Below are 22,277 nucleotides of genomic sequence, written 5' to 3' on the forward strand. Positions count from 1 at the left end.
CGCTCCGCCCGCCGTCCCGCTCGAGAGCCCGACTACGACCGCCTCCCGATCCGCAACCACGAGGCGACTGACGCCCGGACGGCTCGAGGGGTCGGCCGGTCGGTGCGAGTGCGGTTCCCAGACCGTCGCCTCCGGGAGCCGGTTCCGGAGGACGGTCCTGGCGGCTTCGCGTTCCGTCCCGATGCGGAGGTCGACACCGCGAGCGAGGGCGTCGCTCGCGGGCTGGAAGAAGCCGTCGTCGAGGACCGCGGCGGCGGCGAGCACGAACAGCTCGTCGTCGGCCCCGTCGATCAGCTCGCGTCCGTACGCAGCGACGTCCTCGCGACCTTCGAGGACCCCAACGTCTCCCTCGTCGTCCGCCGTCCCGACGCGGAACCCCGAGAGCAACTCGTCGAGCGCGTCGATCCCGTCCCACTCGGGGGCGACGATGTACCCCGTTCCGGCGACCGTTCGGTCGGTGCGATCGTACTCGAGCAGGCCGGCCTCCTCGAGCCGGGGCAGCCGGTCGTGGTGCAACGAGACGAGCGTCCGCTCGAGCCGATCCTCGCCGGCTGCCGGGATCGGCGTGGCCTCCCGCTCGACGAGTCGCTCCGCGATCACCGTCGCGGGGATCGGTTCCGTAACGCCGTTCAACATCGAGACGACCGCCCTGTTTGTCGCGTCCGTGAGCAACCGGAGTAGCCGCGCTTCCCTCGGGTCCATCGCCCGGAACTTGTCGATACAGTGAGTAAAAACGAACGTATTAATTCTCTAATGTTTTCACGGAATATACGTCGCGGCGGTCGGCGGACGCGTAAGACCTAACCGCCCGCTCTGAGTACGAACGGTATGTTCCGCGGGAGCGCCCGACGCCTCGGGCGACCGCCGATCGAACCGAACCCATGAGCGACGACACCACCACCGACGCGACCGATATCCGCCGGCTCGACGAGGACACCGTCGCCCGGATCGCCGCCGGCGAGGTCGTCGAGCGACCCGCCAGCGCCGTCAAGGAACTCGTCGAGAACAGCCTCGACGCCGGCGCCGACAGCGTCGACGTCACCGTCGAGGACGGCGGGACCGAGCTGATCCGGGTCGCCGACGACGGGGACGGGATGGGCGAGGCCGACCTCCGGGCCGCGGTCCGCCAGCACACCACGAGCAAGATCGACGGCCTCGAGGACCTCGAGTCCGGCATCGCCACGCTGGGTTTCCGGGGCGAGGCCCTCCACACCATCGGCTCGGTCTCGAAGCTGACCATCCGGAGCCGTCCGCAGGGAGACGACGGGGTCGGCACCGAGCTCGTCTACGAGGGCGGCGACGTCGTTTCGGTCGAGCCGACGGGCTGTCCCGCGGGAACCGTCGTCGAGGTCGCGGACCTCTTCTACAACACCCCCGCGCGCCGGAAGTTCCTCAAGACGACCGCGACCGAGTTCGCCCACGTCAACCGGGTCGTGACCCGCTACGCGCTCGCGAACCCCGACGTCGCGGTCTCGCTGACCCACGACGGCCGCGAGGTCTTTGCGACGACCGGGCAGGGCGACCTGCAGGCGGCCGTCCTGGCGGTGTACGGCCGCGAGGTCGCCTCGTCGATGATTCCCGTCGAGGCCGACGGCGACGAGCTCCCCGTCGGACCGGTCGAGTCGATCACCGGGCTGGTCTCGCACCCGGAGACGAACCGCTCGAGCCGGGAGTACCTCGCGACGTACGTCAACGGGCGGGCCGTCTCGGCCGACGCCGTCCGCGAGGGGATCATGGGCGCCTACGGGACCCAGCTCGGCGGCGACCGCTACCCCTTCGTCGCGCTCTTTCTCGAGGTTCCGGGCGACGCCGTCGACGTCAACGTCCACCCCCGCAAGCGGGAGGTCCGCTTCGGCGACGACGACGCCGTGCGCCGGCAGGTCGATTCGGCCGTCGAGTCGGCGCTGCTCGAGCACGGCCTGCTGCGCTCGCGGGCCCCCCGGGGTCGGTCGGCGCCCGAGGAAACGCGCCTCGAGCCCGGCGGGAACGGGGGATCGACGGGTCGACCCGCGACCACGGACTCGTCCATCGAGGAGGGAGAGGCGACAGACCCTCGAGGACGGACGACCGGTCCGGATTCCGCGACGGAGCTACCGGAGCCCGGCGACGCCGGAGCGGAATCCGAACCGGAGTCGACGGCGCCAGGCAATCTCGGGACGGGGCCCGAGTCGGCGCCGCCGAGCGACGATCCGACTCCTCGAGTCGAGGAGCGCGACACCGTCGAGGAGTCGAACGCGGACGCTCCCCGCGGGGCCCGCAGCGTCGAGGAGCGGACCGCGACCGATCCCGAAACGGCTCCCGACCGGGACGACGATCCGACGGGACCCGAGGACGACGTCGCTCCCGGGGCAGACGACGACCGCGAGCGTCGGTTCTCGGGCCCGACCGAGCAGCGGACGCTCGGCGGCGAGGCCGCCAACGGCGAGGGCACGGAGTTCGAGACGCTGCCCGCGCTGCGGGTGCTGGGCCAGTACGCCGACACCTACCTCGTCTGCGAGGCTCCCGACGGGCTCGTCCTCGTCGACCAGCACGCCGCCGACGAACGGGTCAACTACGAGCGCCTGCGCGAGGCCTTCGCCGACGACCCCGCGGCCCAGTCGCTGGCCTCGCCCGTCGAGCTCGAGCTCACCGCCGCGGAGGCCGAGGCCTTCGAGAGCTACCGAGAGGCCCTCGCTCGGCTCGGCTTCCACGCGAACCGCGTCGACGACCGCACCGTCGCCGTGACGACCGTCCCCGCCGTCCTCGAGGAGACCCTCGAGCCCCCCCGACTCCGGGACGTCCTCACCTCGTTCGTCGAGGGCGACCGCGAGGCCGGCGCGGAGACGATCGACGCGCTGGCCGACGAGTTCCTCGGCGACCTCGCGTGTCACCCCTCGATCACGGGCAACACCTCGCTGACCGAGGGGTCAGTCGTCGACCTGCTCTCGGCGCTCGACGACTGCGAGAATCCCTACAACTGTCCGCACGGTCGGCCCGTGATCGTCCGCCTCGAGGACGGCGAGATCGAGGACCGGTTCGAGCGGGACTACCCCGGCCACCGCGGGTAGGACCGCTCGCGATCGCAGCGCGGAACGGTCCGGATCGACACGCGAGCGACCCCTCTGGCAGAAAGTACTTATACACTTGTGAGAATGTAACCTTTGCTGAAAGATGGGTGTTATTCTCATAGTCGTCGGGTGGTTGGCGGTACTCTGCCTGTACCTCGGGTTTTTCATCGGAATGGGTGCGCCCGAGCGCGACCGCCTCGAGACCGATCGCGCGTCGCACCGTCGCGGTTCGCGGTAGCGCCGTCCGCGAGCCAGTCCCCGTGTGAAAGCCGACTCCCGACGGGAATTTTCCAAAATTCGATTCTTCCGACCGATAGGTTTTCCCCTGTCGATCACCGGTTCCACAACGATTACATTACTAATCATGATCGACTTTGCTGCTGCTATGACGAACTACGCAAAAACTCGGCGGCGGGTACTGCAAGGGATCACCGCGGCGGGACTGTCGATCGGGGCGCTCGGTTCGGGAAGCGCCAGTTCGGGGACGACGTACGTCGTTACGGGCGGTTCGAGCGGACGACTCGAGGACGCCGGCTTTGCGGTCACCCGCGAGCTCGCGGGCGGATCGGTCTCGATCGTCACCGGGCCGGCGGACGCCGAGGGCGACCTCGAGTCGGTGTCGGGCGTCAGCGGTGTCACGGAGAACTTCGCGGTCGACTTCGCAGACCCCGTCGAGAGCGCCGAACCACAGACGACCGACGACGCGGCGTTTACCGACCTCCAGTGGGACAAGGAGATCACCGACACCTTCGCGGCCCACGACTACGCCACCGGCGAGGGGACCCGAATCGTCATCGCCGACACGGGCGTCGACGGCACGCACCCGGATCTCGAGGAGAACTTCAACGAGGAGCTGAGCGTCTCGTTCGTCGGCGGCGGCGAGGAGGCTCCCCACATGGGCCCGGCCGCCGGCGACCACGGGACCCACGTCGCTGGAACTGCGGCGGCGACGGGCGACGTCGGCGTCACGGGTACGGCCCCCGACGCCGAGATCGTCTCCGTCCGGGTGCTCGGGGACGACAGCAGTTCGTTCGCCGACGTTCTCGCCGGGGCCGACTACGCGGCCCGGATCGGCGCCGACGCCGCGAGCTTCAGCCTCGGGGCGGGGCCGTTCCCGCCGGAGGCGAGCAGCGACGGCACGCGCGTGGCCACCCAGAAGGTGATGCAAGATGTCGTCAGTCGCGGTACCGTCCAGACGGTCTCGTCCGGAAACGCCGAAACGAACCTCCAGCAGGGCGGACGTTTCTACCTCCCGGGCACCGTTCAGGGGGCGATGACGATCTCGGCGAGCGGTCCCAACGACGAACTCGCGTTCTACTCGAACTACGGCACCAACGAAATCGAGGTCGGGGCGCCCGGAGGCGGCTACGAAACGGAGGAGAAAACCGTCGATCCCGACGCGGACGTCGAGTGGCCCTACCCGACGAACCTCGTCTACTCGACCGTTCCGAACGGAGGGTACGGTTGGAAGGCGGGCACCTCGATGGCCGCACCGCAGGTCGCCGGGCTGGTCGGACTCGTCCGCGAACTCGAGCCCGACATGAACGCCAACCAGGTCGAGAACGAGATCGCTCACGGCGCGGAGCTGGGCGAGGGGCAGAGCAGTTCGGAGTTCGGCGCCGGACGCATCAACGCGCTGAGCACGGTCCAGCGAATCTGAACGGACGGTTCGAACGGTTCCAGGACGCTCTTTTCGTTCGGCAGCGGTAGGTGACTCGAGCCCGTACCCCGACCCATGCGCGAACTCGACGGCTCGAGCGCGGGCGGGCAGTTCCTTCGAACCGCACTCACGCTGTCCGTGCTCGAGGACGTCCCGATCAGGGTCGAGAACGTCCGCGGCGACCGCGACGATCCCGGTCTCGGCAACCAACACCTGGCGGTCCTCGAAACGATGGCCGAGATCTGCGACGCCGAGGTGTCGGGCGCCGAACTCGGCGCCGAGACGGTCGAATTCGACCCCGGAGGGGCGGGCGCGGGCGGGCTCGCGGGCGGCTCCTACGCCGTCGATATCGGTACGGCCGGGAGCGTGACGCTGCTGTTCGACGCCCTCCTGCCGCTGGCGACGGTCCTCGAGGCGCCGCTGTCGGTCACCGCAACGGGCGGAACCGACGTCGAGTGGTCGCCACCCCTCGAGTACTTCAGGCAGATCAAGCTCCCGCTGCTCGGAGCGCACGGGCTCGTGGCGTCCTGCGAGGTCGATCGCCGCGGGTTCTACCCCGACGGCGGGGGTCGCGCGACGCTGCGGATCGGCCCCTCGAGCCTCGAGCCGCTGGCGCTCGAGCGGCGGGGCGACCTCGAGGGAGTGCGGCTGTACTCGACCGAATCCGCGTCGCTCGCGGATCGGGACGTCGCCCACCGCCAGCTCGAGGGCGCCCTCGAGCGACTCGATCTCGCAGGCGCCGGCCGAAACGCCGACGACGGAGGGCTCGAGGTCCTCGAGCGCCAGGAACGAACCGCCGAGAGCCCCTCGCCGGGCTCCGCGCTGGTGATCAGGGTCGACCACGGTACCGGGATCGCCGGGTTCGACGCGCTGGGCGAGCGGGGCAAACCCGCGGAGCGAGTCGGCGAGGACGCGGCCGACGCGGCGAACCGGTTCCTCGAGGGAGACGCGGCCGTCGACCGCCACATGGGCGACCAGCTCCTGATCTTTCTCGCGCTCGCGGGGGGACGGGTTCGGGTCCCCCGGGAGACCGACCACGTCGAAACCAGCCGGGCGCTGCTCGAGGCGTTCGGTCGGGAGGTCGATCTCGAGCGCCGCGAGGAGGGTGCCGTCGTCTCGCGGTCGCCCGACCTGCCGTAGCGTCGAACGACACACCTTAACCGCAGCCGATCGATCACCCGCACATGAGTACGTCAGCGAGTACCGACGGGAGCGATCGGAGGGCGGTAGCGTGAGCGAGATCGTTACCTTCGGCGAGACGATGCTACGGCTCTCGCCGCCCGATCAGCGACGCCTCGAGGAGGCGACCGAGTTCGAGGTCCGCGCCGCGGGCGCAGAGAGCAACGTCGCCATCGCGGCCCAGCGACTCGGGTCGGCGTCGGCGACCTGGGCCTCGAAGCTGCCCGACTCGCCGCTGGGTCGGCGCGTCGTCGGCGAGCTCGAGCGCTACGGCATCGACACCGAGATCGTCTGGAGCGACGAGGGTCGGCAGGGAACGTACTACCTCGAGCACGGCGGCAAACCCCGCGGGACGAACGTCGTCTACGACCGGAGCGACGCCGCGGTCACGACCGCCGAAACCGCCGAGATCGACACGGCGCTGATCGAGGACGCCGAACTCTTCTTCACGACCGGGATCACGCCCGCGCTGTCGGGAACGCTGCGGGAGACGACGGCCGAGTTGCTCGAGACGGCCGCCGAGAGCGGGACGAAGACCGCCTTCGATCTCAACTACCGGGCGAAACTCTGGTCGCCCGAGGAAGCCGACGAGTGTCTGCGGGAGCTGTTCCCGTCGATCGACGTGCTCGTCGTCGCGGCCCGGGACGCACGGAACGTGCTCGGCCTCGAGGGTGAGGCCCACGAGCTGGCCGACGAGCTGGCCGGGACGTTCGGATTCGAGACCGTCATCGTCACCCGCGGCGCCGAGGGCGCCCTCGCCTGGAACGGCGGCGAGGTCGTCGAACAGCCCAGCTACGAGACCGAGACGCTCGACCCGATCGGCACCGGCGACGCCTTCTCGGGGGCCTTCCTCGCCCGCCGACTCGAGGGCGAGGACGTGGCGACCGCCCTCGAGTACGCCGCGGCGACGGCCGCGCTCAAGCGGACGATCCCCGGCGACGTCGCCCTGGTCACCCGCGAGGAGGTCGAGGCGGTCGTCGCCGAGGACGAAAGCGAGATCTCGCGGTAGGGTCGGACTGCAGAATCTCTTTTTGCCCGTCGTTCGTATCCCTGGTATGGTTCACGTCGCGATCGTCGGAGCGTACGGGAGCGCGGGCGTCGCCGTCGCCGACGGGTTGCTCGATCGAGCCGAGGGGCTGTCCGACCTCGAACTGACGTTGATCGACGACGGCGACCCCGGCGGCGGGCTCTGTATTCTGCGGGGCTGTATGCCCTCGAAGGAGGTTCTGTCGGCGGCCGACCACCGGTTCCGGGCGCGCCACGACGACCGCCTCGAGGGCGTCCCCGAGGTCGATCCCGAGGCTGTCGTCGCCCGTAAGGACGAGCATATCTCGGGGTTCGCCGAGCACCGCCGCGAGCACGTCCACGACCTCGCCGAGCGCGAGAACGTCGAACTCCTCCGCGAGCCCGCGCGGTTCGTCGACGATCGCGTCCTCGAGATCGACGGTCGGCGGATCGACCCCGACTACGTCGTCGTCGCGACGGGATCGACGCTCGACGTTCCCGACCTCCCGGGGATCGACGAGGTCGACTTTTCGGGCAGCGCCGACGTCCTCGACGCGACCGCGTTTCCCGACTCGGGGATCGTCATGGGCTTTGGCTACGTCGGCCTCGAGCTCGCGCCCTACCTCAGCGAGGTCGGCGGGGTCGACCTCACCGTGATCGAACACGACGACCACCCCCTCGACGAGTTCGAGCCCGCGTACGGCGAGACGGTCCTCGAACGCTACCGCGAGGAGTTCGGCATCGAGGTGCTGACCAACACCGACGAGCAACGGCTCGAGCGGACCGACGACGGCGGCGTCCGGCTGTACGCCGAGCGGGACGGCGAACAGCGCGTGCTCGAGGCCGACCACCTCTACTGCTTTACCGGTCGGCGGCCGAACCTCGACGGACTGGGGCTCGAGGAGACCCGTCTCGAGCCCGGGGAAGGGTGGGTCGAGTCGACGATGCAGGCGGCCGACGACGACCGCGTCTTCGTCGTCGGCGACGCGAACGGTCGCGAACCGATCCTCCACGTCGCCAAGGAGCAGGGGTTCGCGGCCGCCCAGAACGTCGTCAGCCACGCCCGCGGCGAGGAGTGCGAGCGGTACGCGAACGTTCCCCACCACGTGATCTTCTCCGGGCTGGGAACGTACCCGTTCGCCCGCATCGGCCACACGCCCGAGACGGCCGCCGAGACGGAGATGGAGACCATCGTCGTCACCCGCGAGGCGAGCGACGACGGCGTCTTTAAGACGAAGGGCCACCCCGAAGGGCGGGCGACGCTCGTCGTCGACGCCGACGGCGGAACGGTGCTGGGGTACCAGGGCCTGCACCTCCACGCCGACGTGATGGCCAAGACGATGCAGGTGCTCGTCGAGATGAAAGTCGACGTCCGCGAGGTGCCCAAACGGGCCTACCACCCGACGACGCCCGAGATTCTGGACGGGCTGCTCCGGGAGGCCTGCGAAGAACTCGGCGACGAGCAGGACTGCGTCGACGACACCGACGCCCGCGATCTGGCGCTGTAGCGGCGTGCTACCGCTGTTCTCGCAATCCTTATTATTAACTGTGTCCTATATCTCTCGATCAGTTATGAGATCCTTCGACGAAATGAACCGCATGTTCCGCGAGATGGACCGCATGTTCGACCAGTTCCGCTCGAGCTGGGACGCGGAGTTCCCGGCCGACGACCGCGGGTTCGCTCGGCCGGCGCTCGAGGGGAGCGACGCCGCCGACTCGACCGCGATGGACCACGGAGTGGCGAACCTGGAAGAGATGGACGACGAGTACGTCTTCGTGATGGACCTGCCCGGCTTCGAGAAGGCGGACATCGACCTCTCCTTCCGGGACGGCGTGCTATCGGTCCGCGCCCACGCCGACGCCGAGGAGGGGTCGGATAGCTACCGGGCGCGTCGCTCCCGACGGGTCGCCAGACAGGTCCCGGTCGCGACGGCCGTCGACGAGGCCGAAATCTCGGCGACGTACCACAACGGCGTTCTCGAGGTCCGGCTGCCGATCGCCGACGACGGCGGGGACGACCACCGAATCGACATCGAGTAGTCGCCGCCGGACGCATCGGCCGTTCGGAAGTTCCGCCCGGCGCGGGACGCAGCTCTCCGAACCGCCACCGGGGAAAAGGGAGTCCTGGAGCGTGTGACAGGGGTCCAGACTCCAGCCGTACTTATATATTATTCAATAAAACATCTTGTCAGGTTCTCAGTTCGTGAGTATCGGGCCAGCACCACACCGAACCGCCAGTCGGCACCCATCCAGGACGCGTCGGTCGACCTCGAGACGGAGCGGGCGTGTAGCTACGCCTCCTCGACCACTTCGATGCCGCGGTTGTTGACGGCCGCGGGGTCGAGGCCGACCTCCTGCAGGAACTGCTTGTACTCGCGTTCGCACTGCTCGGCGTCCTTTTGCTTGTCGCTGGCGCGATCGCAGAGTTCGACGAGGTTCTCCGGAACGTCGTTCTTGTAGACGATCCAGTGGTTGATCAGGTCCGACAGGCGTCGGATCGGGCTGGTGAAGTGGCCGTAGATCTCGAAGTTCAGCGCGTGGTGGCCGCCGAAGGGGTCGTTCATGTACTTCGCGCGGGGCATCACCTTCATCACCGCCCACTGGATCTTGTCGAGCTGTCGGCCGGGCGCCTCCTCGAGGGTGGCGTTGACCGCCTTTCGGGGGTCGTCCCACTTGTCGCCGGGGATCGAGACGCCCTCGAGATCCTGGATCTCCCGCAGCGCCTCGGACCACTCGTCGGGGCTGGGCTGGGGGTGGACGCGGTACATCGCCTCGACGCCGCGGTCCCACATCAGCGTGTGCGTGACGGCCTTGTTGGCCTTCAGCATGCACTCCTCGATGATCGTGTGGGCGCGGTCGCGAGCGGGGTTCAGGACGAGCGAGCCGTCTTCCTTGCGCTGTTCGTGCATCTGATCGGCGACCTCGTGGACGAGGACGTTCTCCTCGTGTAACGGCGCGTCGGGATCCTCCAGGCGGTTCTCGGCCTGGGTGTAGGTGAGCCGCTCGTCCGAGCGGATGACGGACTTGTAGATCTCGATGGTCTCGTAAGAGAGGTTCTCCTTGTCGAGGTGCATCTCGACGGTGTGGGCGAGTCGATCCTCGTCGGGGACCAGCGAGCAGACCGTCTCCGCGAGGACGGGCGGGAGCATGTGGATCGTGTACCCGGGCAGGTAGACGGTATTGGCGCGCTCGACGGCCTCGTCCCACATCGCGGAGTCGGGGTGGACGTAGTGGGTGACGTCGGCGATGTGGACCCAGAGGACGTACTCGTCGTCGCGCTCCTTGATCGACAGGGCGTCGTCGAAGTCCTGGGCGTCGATCGGGTCGGTCGTCCAAGTCGTCAGCTCCCGGAGGTCCTCGCGCTCGTCGACTTCGTCCTCGATTTCGGCCTGGACGCCCTCGGTGCGCTCGCGGGCCTCCTCGAGCACCGCCTCGGGGAACTCGTCGCGGATCTCGAACTTCTCGAACAGCTCCTCGCGTTTGTTCTCGAGGTGGCGCGCGACCTCCTCGGAGATCTCGACCGGACCCTGGCCCTCGGCCGTGCCGGCCTGGGCCTGTGCGTCGTCGCTCATGGCGAGGCCTACGAACGTCGGGGTGAAAGTCGTGTCGGGACGGAAACGCTACGATTCCTCGAGCGGTTCGTCCCGCTCCTCGAGGGCCCGCAGGTACCGGTCGACGACCGTCTCCCAGGGGTGGCGGTCGGCCTCGAGTTCGACGAGGGCGTCCTCGAGGCCGTCCCGCGGGTAGTGACAGAGCTCGCCGTAGCAGGGTTTACAGAGGTACTCGAAGCGCTTGTCCTCGCGATCCCAGCGGTCGCCGTACTTGTCGTACTCGCGGGCCCGCGACCGGGGGATCTCGGAGCCGCAGGCGGGACAGACGACCGGCGGGTCGCGGTTCCGAGAGAACCACATACGTCCGACGAGCGCGCGTATCCACTTAGCGATTGCTACGGCTCGTCGCCGACGCGATTCCGCGGATCGATCGGCCACGGGAACGGTCGTTTTATACGCCGACCGACCCACTCTGGGGGTATGCAGGTCAAGTCTCGACACCACCTCCGCAGCGACGCCATCTCCGAGATCGAGGAGATGCTGTCCGAGCAGCTTGGCGTCTCGCCGACGGGCGACACCTACGAGCGCGTCGAGTTCGAAGAAACCGACTGGGAGGTCGTCCTGATCGACGGCGAGCCCCAGGTCGCCTTCTTCGACGAGGAGCCGTTCCTGACGGTTCGGGGCGCGAACGCGTACGATCCCGACAGGCGAATCGTCACCGTCGACAGCGGCGCGATTTCCTTCGTCAGCGACGGCGCCGACGTGATGCGACCCGGCATCACCGAAGCCACCGACGACATCTCCCCCGACGACCTCGTGTTGATCGCCGAGGAGTCCCACGGGAAGGTGCTCGCGGTCGGCCGGGCCCGCGTCGAGGGCTCCGAGATGCCCGGCGACGAGGGGAAGGTCGTCGACTCGCTGCACCACGTCGGCGACGACCTCTACGAGTTCTCGGGCTAGCGACGCTCCGTCCGACTCGGGGCGGGGTACGACTGATCCCTCGCGACCGTCGTCTCCGGGACGAACTCGAGGAGCCGGTACCGATCGGGATCCAGATCGACGAACCCCTCGGGCCACTCCACGCGGCGGGGTCCCAGGTACTTCGCGAAGAGCCGTTCGGCCAGATCCTCGTCGTAGGGTTCGAGCGAGGCCGTGCCCCGCATGCCGACGTGTTCGACCCGCCCCGTCCCGGGGTCGAAGTCGACGATCGCGAGCGCGGTCGTCGGGTCGCGTCGAACGCGCCCGGGGTACGACCGCTCCTCGAGTCGGGCGACGATCCACACCCGGTCGTCTTCCCACAGGAACCACAGCGGCGAGATCCGCGGCCCGTCGCCCGACCGCTGGGCCAAAAAGCAAAACAGCGGCCGCTCGAGGAACGCCGCGAGGTCGCACTCGAGGGTGTTCTCGACGATCCGCACGGCTACTCGGCGGCCTCCTCCAGCGAGTCGGACTCGAAGGCGTCCGCGTACCGCTCCAGGGTGTCCTCGTAGCCCGCCAGCGCCAGCGCGTACGTTTCCCGCAGGTCGTCGATCGGCGACTCGGAGGCGTCGACCCGCAGGTCGTTGTACGGCGGGGTGAACTCGTAGTCCTCGGTCGTCTCGACGACGACGGCCGCGCTCTGGACCGAAAGCTCCTCGCGTTTGTCCCCGCCCTCGCGGTGGCCCGCCTCGAGAGCGTCGAGCAGCCGTTTCGCGAGCGGGTCGGCGCCGATCCCCGCGCCCGCGGTCTCGTCGGTCGTCTCGTGGACCGCGCTCTCGGCGTAGGCGTCGGCGGCCGCCTGAAGCACGGACTCGCCGGTGAGCATGTTGCCGGCGACGGTGTAGTGGTCGCCCGCCAGGTCGCCGAACCAGCCCTCGCAGTCCTCGCCGGAGAAGGTAAACGTCGAGCCGGCGCCGACGCCGTGGAGCTGGCGCTCGGACGCGCCGTCGTCGGCGTTGAGAAGCGCCTCGAGGGCGTCGTCGACGGCCAGTCCGTCGTCGACGTAGCGGATCCCGTCCCGTCCGAGGGAGACGTTGACCAGACTCTGGGTCGCGACGGCGCCGTTCTCGCTGACGAACGGACAGAGCGTGCCGACCCCCGGAAGGCGGGTCGTGACCGCGACCCCGAACCGATCGTGGCGCTCCCCGTCCGGCGTCTCGTAGGCTTCGCGAACGCAGACGCTAAACGTCATGGTCGGTCGCACGGTCCGATCCGGCAAAAAACGGCGGTTTCCGGCAGGGTCCTCGTCGGGAAACGGACGGGCCGGACCCGAACAGCTCGGCGTCGTCGGCCCGCCGCGGACGCGGCGGCTCCCGCCAACTCGTCTGACGTAAGAACTATACTCGCGGCCGCGCAGGATACCGTCAATGGGATTTATGGATAAGATCGTCGGCGGTGGCGGCGGACAGGTCTCGACCACCACCGGCGACTACGTCGAACTGAACCTCGACGACGTCTCGACCGAGTCGGCCGAGGCCAGAACGCAGGTCCGGATCGCCGAGATCGCCGGGCAGGCCGACGCGGTCGCGATCAAGGACGCCGTCTACGACGGCGATATCGTGTTCGCGGACATCACCCGGCTGCGGACCAACGACAGCACGGTCGAACACATCGTCGACGAGCTGCGCCAGGTCGCCCAGGAGGTCGACGGCGACATCGTCCGTAAGGGCGACGACCAGATCATCGTCACCCCCGCAGGCGTGCGAATCAATCGGACGAAGCTGGGACAGGACTCCTGACGGGCGGGATTTCGATCCGATCGCCGGACTCCGCCGCCTTGCCGACCCGCCCGCTATCGACAGACGTCGAGCTACCCGTTCGACGAGTGTAATCTCCCACGCGGCCGAGAATCCCGTTCCCGCGGCCTGCAAACGATAATACTTTTCCATTACTATACGAAAGCCCGAGTATGGTTGACGATCTCGAGAAAGGGCTGGAGGGGGTTCTGGTCGCAGAGTCGGAACTCAGCTCGATCGACGGTGACGCCGGGCGGTTGATCTACCGGGGCTATCCGATCGAGGACCTCGCTCGCGGCGCGAGCTACGAGGAGGTCGTCTATCTCCTCTGGCACGGCGAGTTGCCGACGGCGGACGAACTCGCCGAGTTCACTGCCTCGCTCAACGAGGAGCGGACCGTCGACGACGGCGTCCTCGAGACGGTCGAACGCCTCGCCGACGCCGGTGAGCGGCCGATGGCCGCGCTCCGAACGGCGGTCTCGATGCTCTCGGCGTACGAGCCCGAGGACGACGCCGAACCCGAAGATCTCGAGGCGACGCTCCGGCAGGGACGGCGGATCGCCGCCAAGCTGCCGACGGTCCTCGCGGCGTTCGAACGCTACCGGCTCGGCGAGGAGCCCGTCGATCCGGACCCCGATCTGGGACTCGCGGCGAACTTCCTGTATATGCTCACCGGCGAGGAACCCGACGAGCTCGCCGCCGAGACGTTCGATCAGGCGCTCACCCTCCACGCCGACCACGGGCTCAACGCGTCGACGTTCACCGCGATGGTGATCGGCTCGACGATGGCCGACATCTACAGCGCCGTCACCGGCGGCATCAGCGCCCTCTCCGGCCCGCTCCACGGCGGCGCGAATCAGGACGTCATGGAGGTGCTGATGGAGATCGACGAGAGCGACCTCGATCACCGCGAGTGGGTCGAGCAGGCCAACGAGGAGGGCCGGCGCATCCCCGGGTTCGGCCACCGCGTTTACAACGTCAAGGACCCCCGCGCGAAGATCCTCGAGGAGCGCAGCAAGGAACTCGCCGAGGAGGGCGAGGACAAGTGGTACAACTACACGACGACGATCGAGCAGTACCTCTCGGAGGAGCAGGGGCTCGCCGAGAAGGGGATCGCCCCGAACGTCGACTTCTACTCCGGTTCGGTCTACTACCAGCTGGGCATCCCGATCGACATGTACACCCCGATCTTCGCGATGAGCCGCGTCGGCGGCTGGATCGCCCACGTCCTCGAGTACCAGCAGGACAACCGCCTCATCCGCCCGCGGGCCCGGTACACGGGTCCCGAAGACCGGGAGTTCGTCCCCCTCGAGGAGCGGTAGGAGACACCCGATTCCGAGGCGATCGGCGCTACTTTTGCGATCCGGGACCGAGACGGTTCCATGGCGACGATGCGTCCGACCGAGACGGTGTTCGTCTACGGCACCCTGACCGATCCCGACCGGGTCGTGGCGGTCCTCCGAAGCGCTCCGAACGCGAGCTACGAGCTCGGCGCGACGGCCGTCCTCGAGGGGCTGTGCCGCCTCGAGGGCGAGTACCCGACGCTGGCGCCCGGCGGCCGAACCGAGGGACGACTCCTCTCGGTCGACAAGCGCGGGCTCGAGGCGCTCGACCGGTACGAGGGCGTCGATCGGGGGCTGTACGAGCGGATCGCGGTCCCCCGCGAGGACGCCGACACCGACTGCTGGATCTACGTCGGCGACCCCGATCGGCTCGGAGCCGACGGCCGAGTCGACTGGCCCGACGGACCCTCGTTCGAAGGCCGGGTTCGGACCTACGTTTCGGCCCGAGATGTCGCGGTAACGACACCCGAATGACGGGCGTCCGTCCCGCGTCTGACGACCCGATCACGCCGACGCCGTCTTGCGGTTTCACTTCCGCTGCGGGTGCATGGGTTTTATGGTCGTTCCACCCGCGACTACAGTCGCAGGTCACGCGCCGTGCGATCCTGTATTCCCTGTCGTGTTGCCGTCGTCGGCAACACTGTCTATCGGGTTGAGGGGGTAACCGACACACCGATTCCCGATAGTAAATCCTTACAGTACGCGCCGAATAGTCGACCGTATGCTTCAGTTATCGGATATTCTCGAGGCGAAAGAGCGGGTCCGCGACACCTCCAGGTGGACGCCGCTGCAGTACTCTCACACCTACTCGTCGATTACCGGCGCCGACGTCCACCTGAAACTCGAGAACAGCCAGCGGACGGGAGCGTTCAAGATCCGCGGGGCGACCAACCGAATCGCGACGCTGTCGCCCTCGGAGCGGGAGGCGGGCGTCGTCACCGCCAGCGCGGGCAACCACGCCCAGGGGGTCGCCCTCGCGGCGACGCGGGCGGGCGTCGACGCGAAGATCGTCATGCCCGAGCACGCCCCGATTTCGAAGGTCAAGGCGACGCGTAACTACGGCGCCGAGGTCGTCCTCGAGGGCGTCGACTACAGCGAGGCCGCCGAGCGGGCCCACGAACTCGAACGCGAGGAGGATCGGACCTACCTCCACGCCTTCGACGACGAGGACGTGATGGCCGGCCAGGGGACGATCGGCCTCGAGATCCTCGAGGACTGTCCCGACGTCGACACCGTCGTCGTCCCCATCGGCGGGGGTGGGCTCGTCAGCGGGATCGCGACGGCGATCAAGGAGCGCAAGCCCGACGCGCGCGTGATCGGCGTCCAGGCCGAGGGCGCCTCGAGTGCCGCACCCTCCCTCGAGAAGGGCGAGCGGGTCACCATCGAGGGCGTCGAGACGATCGCCGACGGAATCGCGACCCGCAGCCTCGGCGAGCGAACGTTTCCGATCGTCCGGGAGTACGTCGACGAGGTCGTCACCGTCTCCGACCCCGAGATCGCGGTCGCGACGATCTACCTGCTCGAGCGCTCGAAGACCGTCGTCGAGGGCGCCGGCGCGGTGCCGCTGGCGGCGCTGCTGTTCGACCGGTTCGACTACGAGCCCGACGAGACGATCGTTCCCGTGCTCAGCGGCGGCAACATCGACCTCAACACGCTCAGCAACGTCATCGTCCGCGGGCTGGTCGAGACGGGCCGGTACCTGAAGATCCGGACGGTGCTGAAGGATCGCCCGGGCTCGCTCGAGGAACTGCTGGCGATCCTCACCGCCCACCAGGCGAACATCTACGCGATCCACCACGACCGCACCTCCCGGGACGTCGAGATGAGCGACACCGAGGTCGAACTCGAGCTCGAGATGCGGGGCACCGACCACGTTCAGCGTTTTCTCGCCGCGCTTCGCGACGAGGGGTACGAGGTGGACGTCCTCGCGTAGGACGGTGCCGTTAAGGGCGAGGGGACGGACCCTCGAGTGAAAAGCGATGGAAGCCTCGAACTCGCGGGGGTCCTCGCGGCGGGCCAAATCCGCGCTGCTGTGGGGGGTCGTCGGCGCCCTCGCCTTCCTGGTGCTCCTCCAGGGGTACGCCCTGCTGGCCGAGCCCCCGGTGACGATCACTCAGGGTGCGCTCGTCGCCGTCCTCGTCGGGCTGGGCGCGGGACTCGGGAGTTTCCTGCTCGAGCGCCGGATCGCGGCCTGGGCGAGCCGACGCCGCCCGGAGTGACCCTATCTCGTAACAGTTAAACGACGGACGCGGCTAGGATAACTCGAGCCAGGATGGCCGAACGGTAAGGCGCACGCCTGGAAAGCGTGTTCCCTTTGGGATTCTGGGTTCAAATCCCAGTCCTGGCGTTTTTCGCGTTTCACACCGACGAGCGGCGCGTAGCGACGCGAGTCAGTCGAACGCGAAAAACGACAACGAAGGGATTTGAATCAGGCCGAGGTTCTGCGGGAAACGCGAGCAGGTTCTCGGACGTAGTTCAAATCCCAGTCCTGGCGTTTTTCGCGTTTCACACCGACGAGCGACGCGTCGCGGCGCGAGGGGTTTTGACTCCGGAAACGACAACGAACGGCGAGAGCACTGCGCGTCGCGGTGCGTCGCTCGAGCGGGGGGCCGACGCCGCCCTACTGTTCGATCTCGACGGGCGTATCGCAGGCGATCCAGCGGTCGGGATCCGAACGCTCGCGGACCTCGAAGAACCCGTCCTCGCTGAACCGCGCCTCGTACTCCGAACTCTCGTTCGATTGCATACCCGGTCCGATCACGGGACCCACTATGAGTACGTGTGGCGTACCGAGGGCCGACGGGAAGAAACCGGCCCTTGGGCGACCGTTTCGCCGACGAAACGGTCGGCGACGGAGCCGCGAGTGGAGAGTATTTGCTCACGGAGCGCCTACTCGGTCGCATGTGCGGTCGCTATACGCTGTTCGTCGATCAGGAGGAACTCGAGGACCGGTTCGACGCCCGGGTCGCCGACTCGGCAGCCCCGCTCGAGCCGCGGTACAACGCGGCGCCGGGCCAGAAGCTCCCGGTGATCACGAACGAGAACGCCGACGAGATTCGGCACCTCGAGTGGGGGCTGGTCCCCTCGTGGGCCGACGACGACAGCGGCGGGCTCATCAACGCGCGCGCCGAGACGGTCGCCGAGAAGCCGAGTTTTCGGGCGGCCTACGAGTCCCGGCGCTGTCTGGTCCCGGCCGACGGCTTCTACGAGTGGGTCGAGACCGACGGGGGTGAGCGAGTCGGAGAGTCGCGGTCCTCGTCAGATCTCCGATCTAACGGTGGGAAACAGCCCTACCGGGTCGCCCGCGAGGACGACCGTCCGTTCGCGATGGCGGGACTGTGGGAGCGCTGGGAGCCGGAGACCGCCCAGACGGGGCTGGACGCGTTCGGCGGCGGCCTCGAGGACGACGCCGACGACGGCCCGCTCGAGACGTTTACGATCGTGACGACCGAACCGAACGACCTGGTCGCGGAACTCCACCACCGAATGGCGGTCATCCTCGAGCCCGGCCGGGAACGGGAGTGGCTGACGGCCGACGATCCGCGGGCGTGTCTCGAGCCGTATCCCGCCGACGAGTTGCGAGCGTATCCGGTCTCGACGGCGGTCAACGACCCCGCGACCGACGAGCCGTCGCTGGTCGAACCGCTCGAGTCCGCGTAGCGGACGATCGGCGCGCCGAGACGCCGAGTCGAGCCCGGCTCGTCGGGCGTCGCGGTCGGGGGCTACAGCCCCTCGCGGCCGCCCTGCGAGAGGAGAACGACCAGGGAGAGCCCGGAGACGGCGAGCAACAGCAAGGCGGGGATCACGGCGTACTGGTAGTAGGCGGCCTCCTGTGCGCGCCAGATGATGGTGACGAGCGTGTCGAACCCGGTCGGGCGCAGCATCAGCGTCGCGGGGAGTTCCTTCATGGTGGTCAGGAAGACGAGCGCGGCGCCGGCGGTGACGCCGGGTGCGATCAGCGGCAGCGTGATCTTCCGGAAGGAACCCGTCGGCGACTCGCCGAGCGTGCGCGCGGCTTCGATCAGCGCCGGGTCGACCTGTAGCGTCGTCGAGCGGATCGAGCCGACCGCCTGGGGGACGAACCGAACGACGTACGCGAAGATCAGCAACGGAAGCGTCTGGTAGATCGCCGGCGTGGCCAGGTCGCGGGCGGTCCGGAAGGTCTCGTAGTCGGTCGCGAACGCGACCAGCGCCAGCCCCAGGACGACCCCCGGAACCGCGAAGCCGACGTAGGTCGCCCGCTCGAGCAGGGACGCAAGCGGCGAGTCGTTCCTCGCCGCGAAGTACGCGACCGGAAGGGCCAGAAGGACGGCGACCAGTGCGGCCGCGCCGGCGACCAGCACGGAGTTGAACGCGTACTCGAACTCGAAGGCCAGCGACGGTCGGGCGTCCGGATCCGCGGTCACGAGCCAGAGGCCGAGGATCCACAGCGGCACCAGCAGCGCCACGCCGGTCACCGCCGCGGGAAACAGCGTCGCGGGCCAGCGCCACGCGCCGAGGTCGACGACGGGATCGCTGCCGGCCGACCCGTCGCCGTCGCCCGAGGACGTCTCGCCGCGTCGGACCCACCACTCGAGGGCGAGCACGACGAGCACGATCGCCAACAGCTGCAGGGAGAGAAAGGCGGCGTACCCCCGATTGAAGACGTTGTACTCGAGGAAGATCTGCCTGGTAAACACGGGTAGTTGCATGATCGCGGGCGTGCCGAAGTCGGAGACGGCGTACAGCGCCGCGAGCAGGGCGCCGGCGACGATCGCCGGACGAACCTGCGGGAAGGTCACTCGACGAAACGCCGTCCAGGTGTCGTGGTTGAGCGTCCGCGCCGCGTCCAGCAGCGTGGTGTCGAACGACAGCAGGGCGGCCCGCGTCGTCAGGTAGACGTACGGGTACGTATAGAGCGTGATCACGATCGTGGTGCCGGGAAGGCCGTAGATCTCCGGTAGCTGTTCGATGCCGAGGGGCTCGAGGATCGACTGAAACTCGCCCTGCGGGCCGAACGCGGAGACGAACGAGAAAGCGCCGATGTAGCTCGGGATCACCAGCGGCAGGGCGGCGACGACGGCCCAGAACCGCCTGAACGGGAGGTTCGTCTGGACCGTCAGCCACGCGAGGGGGACGCCGAGCAACACGCAAAGCACCGTTACCCCGATCATCAGCAGGAGGCTGTTGGCGATCACCTCGAGGGTATCCGGCCGGAGCGCCAGTTCGCGGATCCGAGTCGGATCGACGGTCGTCGCCTCGACGACGATCCAGGTGAGGGGAAACAGCATGGCGGCGGCGATAGCGCCTGACAGCAGCGCCAGCCCCAGCGGGACGCCGTCGGTCCGTTCGAGCAGTCGTCGCGGTAAGAGAGATCTCATAGGTTCGTGGACGAACTTCCGCCGGGCGTCCGCCGCTTCGGCAGCGGCGCCGAGTCCCCCCGAGCCGCCGTCGACGACAGTCCGGACGCGATCGACGGCGCCGAGGGGAAGCCCGACGTCGTGATACCCGGGTATCTCGTTCCAACGAGTATAAGGTTTAGGTTTACCTAATCCGCTCGTATGGAGCTGACACGACGCGACGCGGTCGCCGCCCTCGCCGCGCTCGGGGTCGGCGGCGGGGCCGCGCTCGGGGTCGGTCGGCTGGGGCGCGATCCCGACGCCGACGGGGGAGTCGACGCCGAACGGATCCGCGAAACGCAGGTGGCCGCCGCGGCCGTCGTCTACCCGAGCGAGGTATCCGGAACGCGGGAGTTCGTCGAGACGTTCCTCGAGGGACGCCTCGAGCAACCGGCCCACGCCGCGGCGCTCGAGGAGGCCGTCGCGGAGTTGGACGACCGCGCCGAGAGCTGGTACGGCGACGCCTTCGCGGTGCTTTCGGTCGCGGACCGCGAGCGCGTCCTCGAGCAGGTCGGTGCCGACACCGCCGACGAGGACCCCGACGGGACGACCGCCGAGCGAATCCGCTACTACGTCGTCAACGAGTTGCTGCTCGCGCTGTACGCCTCGCCGACGGGGGGCGAACTGGTCGGTCTCGAGAACCCGCAGGGTCACGCGGGCGGGCTCGAGACGTACCGGCGGGGGCCGGAGGCGTGAGCGCCGATCGTCCGCCCGCGGAGGGTGCGGAGCCCATCGACGAGGAACGCGATCGAACCCCCGTCGCGGACGCCGACGTCTGCGTGATCGGCGCGGGTCCGGCCGGCGGACTGGTCGCGTCCAGGCTCGCCGAGGCGGACCTGGAGGTCGTGATCCTCGAGGCCGGACCCCGGTTCGACCCCGCGGATCGGCTCGCCCGCCAGGAGCGGGCGATCAGACCCGCCTACGATCGGCCGGCCGTCTGGGACGGCGATCCGGAACGGGACGCCCACGCGTCGTCGGGCGAGCGGTTCTACCCGCTGAACCACGCCCGCGTCAAGGGCGTCGGCGGGTCGACGCTGCACTGGCAGGGGATGGTGATGCGCCTCCACGAGGACGACTTCGACTCCGCGAGCGCCCGCGGCGTCGGCACGGACTGGCCCATAGACTACGAGGACCTGCGTCCCTACTACGCGGCGGCGGAGCGCGAACTCGGGGTGTCGGGAGCCGACGACAACCCCTTCGCGCCGCCCCGGGAGGAGCCCCACCCGATGCCGGCGTTCCGACCCTCCTACAGCGACGGGCTGTTCGCCGAGGCCTGCGACGAACTGGGGATCGCGATGCACTCGGTGCCGAACGCGCGCAACTCCGAGACCGACGACGGCCGGAGCGCCTGCGTCGGTTACGGAACCTGCCAGCCGGTCTGTCCCTCCGGCGCGAAGTACGACGCGACCGTCCACCTCGAGCGCGCCGAGGCGGCGGGCGCGACGGTGCTCGATCGCGTTCCCGTCCAGCGCCTCGAGCACGGCGCCGAGCGGATCGAGGCGGCCGTCTACGCGACCCCCGACGGCGAGGAGCGCCGCCAGGAAGCCGACGCCTTCGTGATCGCCTGCGGCGGCGTCGAGACCCCCCGCCTCCTCCTGCTCTCGGAGTCGAGTCGCTACCCCGACGGGCTGGCCAACTCGAGCGGGCTGGTCGGGAAGTTCTTCATGGACCACTGCTTCGCCGGTACGGGCGGGGTCCTCGACAAACCAACTCGGCAGAACCACGTCGGCTTCCTCACCAGCGAGTCCCACCAGTTCTACGACGAGGCCGACGACGAGATCGCCCCGTTCAAACTCGAGTTCTTCAACTACGACGGTCCCTCGCCCGTCGGGCTGGCGCTGTCGGGCGACGACTGGGGCGACGACCTCCTCGAGCGCCTGCGCGCGGAGTACGGGAACCACGTCGGGATGGGCGCGCTGGTCGAGCAACTCCCCCGCGAGGACAGCTACGTGGCACTCGACCCCGAGCAGACCGACGACCGCGGCAATCCGGTGCCGGACGTCCACTGGTCGGTCGGCGACCGCGCCCTGGAGACCGTCGAGCGGGTCAACGAGATCCAGGAGCGGATCCTCGAGGAACTCGGCGCCGAGATCACCTGGCAGGTCGGGCCCGAGGATACCGGCCCCGCCTACCACCACATGGGAACGACGCGCATGGGCGACGATCCCGCCGAGAGCGTGGTGGGCCCGGACCTACGGACCCACGACCTCGAGAACTGCTGGATCGCCTCGAGCAGCGTCTTCCCGACCGGCGGGGCGATGAACCCGACGCTGACGATCGCCGCCCTCGCGCTGAAGGCGGCCGACGACGTTCGCGAGTCGCTGTAACCGATACTTTAGGCTAACCTAAAAGTATAAGTGCGGCGGCCAGAGAGTACCGCCAATGAGTAGCGAGAAGCGG

Annotated in this window: 23 protein-coding genes and 1 tRNA gene; 17 read left to right on the forward strand and 7 right to left on the reverse strand. The window is 68.7% G+C overall.

All coding sequences use genetic code 11. From position 1 onward, the window contains the following. A partial coding sequence (locus C492_RS02760) for a DUF7344 domain-containing protein (protein ID WP_008420307.1) occupies positions 1 to 702 on the reverse strand: 702 nt, incomplete at its 3' end. Between the two features lie 179 nt (positions 703 to 881). On the opposite strand from C492_RS02760, the gene mutL reads away from it, so the two are divergent. From mutL to C492_RS02790, 6 genes are all read left to right on the forward strand, one after another. Next, complete coding sequence (gene mutL / locus C492_RS02765; RefSeq protein ID WP_008420309.1) at positions 882 to 3,047, forward strand: DNA mismatch repair endonuclease MutL; 2,166 nt, start codon at positions 882 to 884, stop codon at positions 3,045 to 3,047. Between the two features lie 385 nt (positions 3,048 to 3,432). Beyond that, a complete protein-coding gene (locus tag C492_RS02770) occupies positions 3,433 to 4,707 on the forward strand; it encodes a S8 family peptidase (protein ID WP_008420310.1) in 1,275 nt (424 codons plus the stop codon). Positions 4,708 to 4,782: 75 nt separating this feature from the next. Next, entirely contained in the window at positions 4,783 to 5,847 is a 1,065-nt protein-coding gene (gene rtcA / locus C492_RS02775) for an RNA 3'-terminal phosphate cyclase (protein WP_008420312.1), read from the forward strand. Positions 5,848 to 5,938: 91 nt separating this feature from the next. Next, complete coding sequence (gene kdgK1 / locus C492_RS02780; RefSeq protein ID WP_008420314.1) at positions 5,939 to 6,895, forward strand: bifunctional 2-dehydro-3-deoxygluconokinase/2-dehydro-3-deoxygalactonokinase; 957 nt, start codon at positions 5,939 to 5,941, stop codon at positions 6,893 to 6,895. 46 nt (positions 6,896 to 6,941) lie between these two features. Next, entirely contained in the window at positions 6,942 to 8,399 is a 1,458-nt protein-coding gene (locus C492_RS02785; protein ID WP_008420316.1) for a dihydrolipoyl dehydrogenase family protein, read from the forward strand. Between the two features lie 82 nt (positions 8,400 to 8,481). After that, on the forward strand, positions 8,482 to 8,931 hold the full coding sequence (locus C492_RS02790; RefSeq protein WP_239643378.1) for an Hsp20/alpha crystallin family protein: 450 nt from the start codon (positions 8,482 to 8,484) through the stop codon (positions 8,929 to 8,931). A 251-nt stretch (positions 8,932 to 9,182) separates the two neighbouring features. Here the strand turns inward: C492_RS02790 and C492_RS02795 are convergent, their stop codons facing one another. After that, complete coding sequence (locus C492_RS02795) at positions 9,183 to 10,463, reverse strand: RNB domain-containing ribonuclease (protein ID WP_008420319.1); 1,281 nt, start codon at positions 10,461 to 10,463, stop codon at positions 9,183 to 9,185. A gap of 48 nt (positions 10,464 to 10,511) precedes the next feature. After that, positions 10,512 to 10,802 carry a DUF7562 family protein gene (locus C492_RS02800; RefSeq protein ID WP_008420321.1) on the reverse strand — a complete coding sequence of 97 codons (291 nt, stop codon included), beginning with the start codon at positions 10,800 to 10,802 and terminating at the stop codon, positions 10,512 to 10,514. Positions 10,803 to 10,922: 120 nt separating this feature from the next. Here C492_RS02800 and C492_RS02805 point away from each other — a divergent pair, with 120 nt between their 5' ends. After that, the gene (locus C492_RS02805) at positions 10,923 to 11,402 is read left to right on the forward strand and encodes an RNA-binding protein (RefSeq protein ID WP_008420322.1); all 480 of its coding nucleotides are present in this window, start codon (positions 10,923 to 10,925) and stop codon (positions 11,400 to 11,402) included. Here the strand turns inward: C492_RS02805 and C492_RS02810 are convergent. Both C492_RS02810 and C492_RS02815 read right to left on the reverse strand, forming a co-directional pair. Further along, entirely contained in the window at positions 11,399 to 11,860 is a 462-nt protein-coding gene (locus tag C492_RS02810; protein ID WP_008420324.1) for a pyridoxamine 5'-phosphate oxidase family protein, read from the reverse strand. The two genes, C492_RS02805 and C492_RS02810, sit on opposite strands and share 4 nt — an antisense overlap. 2 nt (positions 11,861 to 11,862) lie before the next feature. Further along, the gene (locus C492_RS02815; RefSeq protein ID WP_008420326.1) at positions 11,863 to 12,612 is read right to left on the reverse strand and encodes a DUF1028 domain-containing protein; all 750 of its coding nucleotides are present in this window, start codon (positions 12,610 to 12,612) and stop codon (positions 11,863 to 11,865) included. 175 nt (positions 12,613 to 12,787) lie between these two features. Between C492_RS02815 and C492_RS02820 the strand changes: the two genes are divergently transcribed. The 6 genes from C492_RS02820 (at position 12,788) to C492_RS02845 (ending at position 16,846) form a co-directional block, all read left to right on the forward strand. After that, entirely contained in the window at positions 12,788 to 13,159 is a 372-nt protein-coding gene (locus C492_RS02820) for a cell division protein SepF (protein ID WP_008420327.1), read from the forward strand. A gap of 170 nt (positions 13,160 to 13,329) precedes the next feature. Beyond that, positions 13,330 to 14,478, forward strand: a complete 1,149-nt coding sequence (gene citZ / locus C492_RS02825) for a citrate synthase (RefSeq protein WP_008420329.1) — start codon at positions 13,330 to 13,332, stop codon at positions 14,476 to 14,478. Positions 14,479 to 14,538: 60 nt separating this feature from the next. Next, positions 14,539 to 14,973 carry a gamma-glutamylcyclotransferase family protein gene (locus C492_RS02830; protein ID WP_008420330.1) on the forward strand — a complete coding sequence of 145 codons (435 nt, stop codon included), beginning with the start codon at positions 14,539 to 14,541 and terminating at the stop codon, positions 14,971 to 14,973. A gap of 247 nt (positions 14,974 to 15,220) precedes the next feature. Then, positions 15,221 to 16,432, forward strand: coding sequence for a threonine ammonia-lyase (ilvA, locus tag C492_RS02835; RefSeq protein ID WP_008420331.1), 1,212 nt, complete (start codon positions 15,221 to 15,223; stop codon positions 16,430 to 16,432). Between the two features lie 46 nt (positions 16,433 to 16,478). Then, entirely contained in the window at positions 16,479 to 16,718 is a 240-nt protein-coding gene (locus C492_RS02840) for a hypothetical protein (RefSeq protein ID WP_008420332.1), read from the forward strand. A 47-nt stretch (positions 16,719 to 16,765) separates the two neighbouring features. Next, positions 16,766 to 16,846 (forward strand) — tRNA-Ser (locus tag C492_RS02845). Between the two features lie 273 nt (positions 16,847 to 17,119). Here C492_RS02845 and C492_RS25495 read toward each other — a convergent pair. After that, entirely contained in the window at positions 17,120 to 17,245 is a 126-nt protein-coding gene (locus tag C492_RS25495; RefSeq protein WP_275040317.1) for a hypothetical protein, read from the reverse strand. Between the two features lie 155 nt (positions 17,246 to 17,400). Between C492_RS25495 and C492_RS02850 the strand changes: the two genes are divergently transcribed. Further along, positions 17,401 to 18,159 carry an SOS response-associated peptidase gene (locus tag C492_RS02850; RefSeq protein WP_049892651.1) on the forward strand — a complete coding sequence of 253 codons (759 nt, stop codon included), beginning with the start codon at positions 17,401 to 17,403 and terminating at the stop codon, positions 18,157 to 18,159. A 62-nt stretch (positions 18,160 to 18,221) separates the two neighbouring features. On the opposite strand, the gene C492_RS02855 is transcribed toward C492_RS02850, so the two are convergent. Continuing rightward, positions 18,222 to 19,859: an ABC transporter permease gene (locus C492_RS02855; RefSeq protein WP_008420334.1), complete on the reverse strand. Its 1,638-nt coding sequence runs from the start codon at positions 19,857 to 19,859 to the stop codon at positions 18,222 to 18,224. Between the two features lie 6 nt (positions 19,860 to 19,865). On the opposite strand from C492_RS02855, the gene C492_RS24090 reads away from it, so the two are divergent. Genes C492_RS24090 through C492_RS02865 form a run of 3 tightly spaced genes read left to right on the forward strand, consistent with a single transcriptional unit; the run spans position 19,866 to position 22,204 of the window. Further along, positions 19,866 to 20,030 (forward strand): hypothetical protein, encoded by a 165-nt coding sequence (locus tag C492_RS24090; RefSeq protein ID WP_160166959.1) that lies wholly within the window; start codon positions 19,866 to 19,868, stop codon positions 20,028 to 20,030. Positions 20,031 to 20,039: 9 nt separating this feature from the next. Continuing rightward, the gene (locus C492_RS02860; protein WP_008420335.1) at positions 20,040 to 20,573 is read left to right on the forward strand and encodes a gluconate 2-dehydrogenase subunit 3 family protein; all 534 of its coding nucleotides are present in this window, start codon (positions 20,040 to 20,042) and stop codon (positions 20,571 to 20,573) included. Next, the gene (locus C492_RS02865; protein WP_008420336.1) at positions 20,570 to 22,204 is read left to right on the forward strand and encodes a GMC family oxidoreductase; all 1,635 of its coding nucleotides are present in this window, start codon (positions 20,570 to 20,572) and stop codon (positions 22,202 to 22,204) included. Before C492_RS02860 ends, C492_RS02865 begins: the two co-directional genes overlap by 4 nt. The last annotated feature ends 73 nt before the right edge of the window (positions 22,205 to 22,277 follow it).

The sequence above is a fragment of the Natronococcus jeotgali DSM 18795 genome (assembly GCF_000337695.1).
Classification (GTDB): Archaea; Halobacteriota; Halobacteria; order Halobacteriales; family Natrialbaceae; genus Natronococcus; species Natronococcus jeotgali.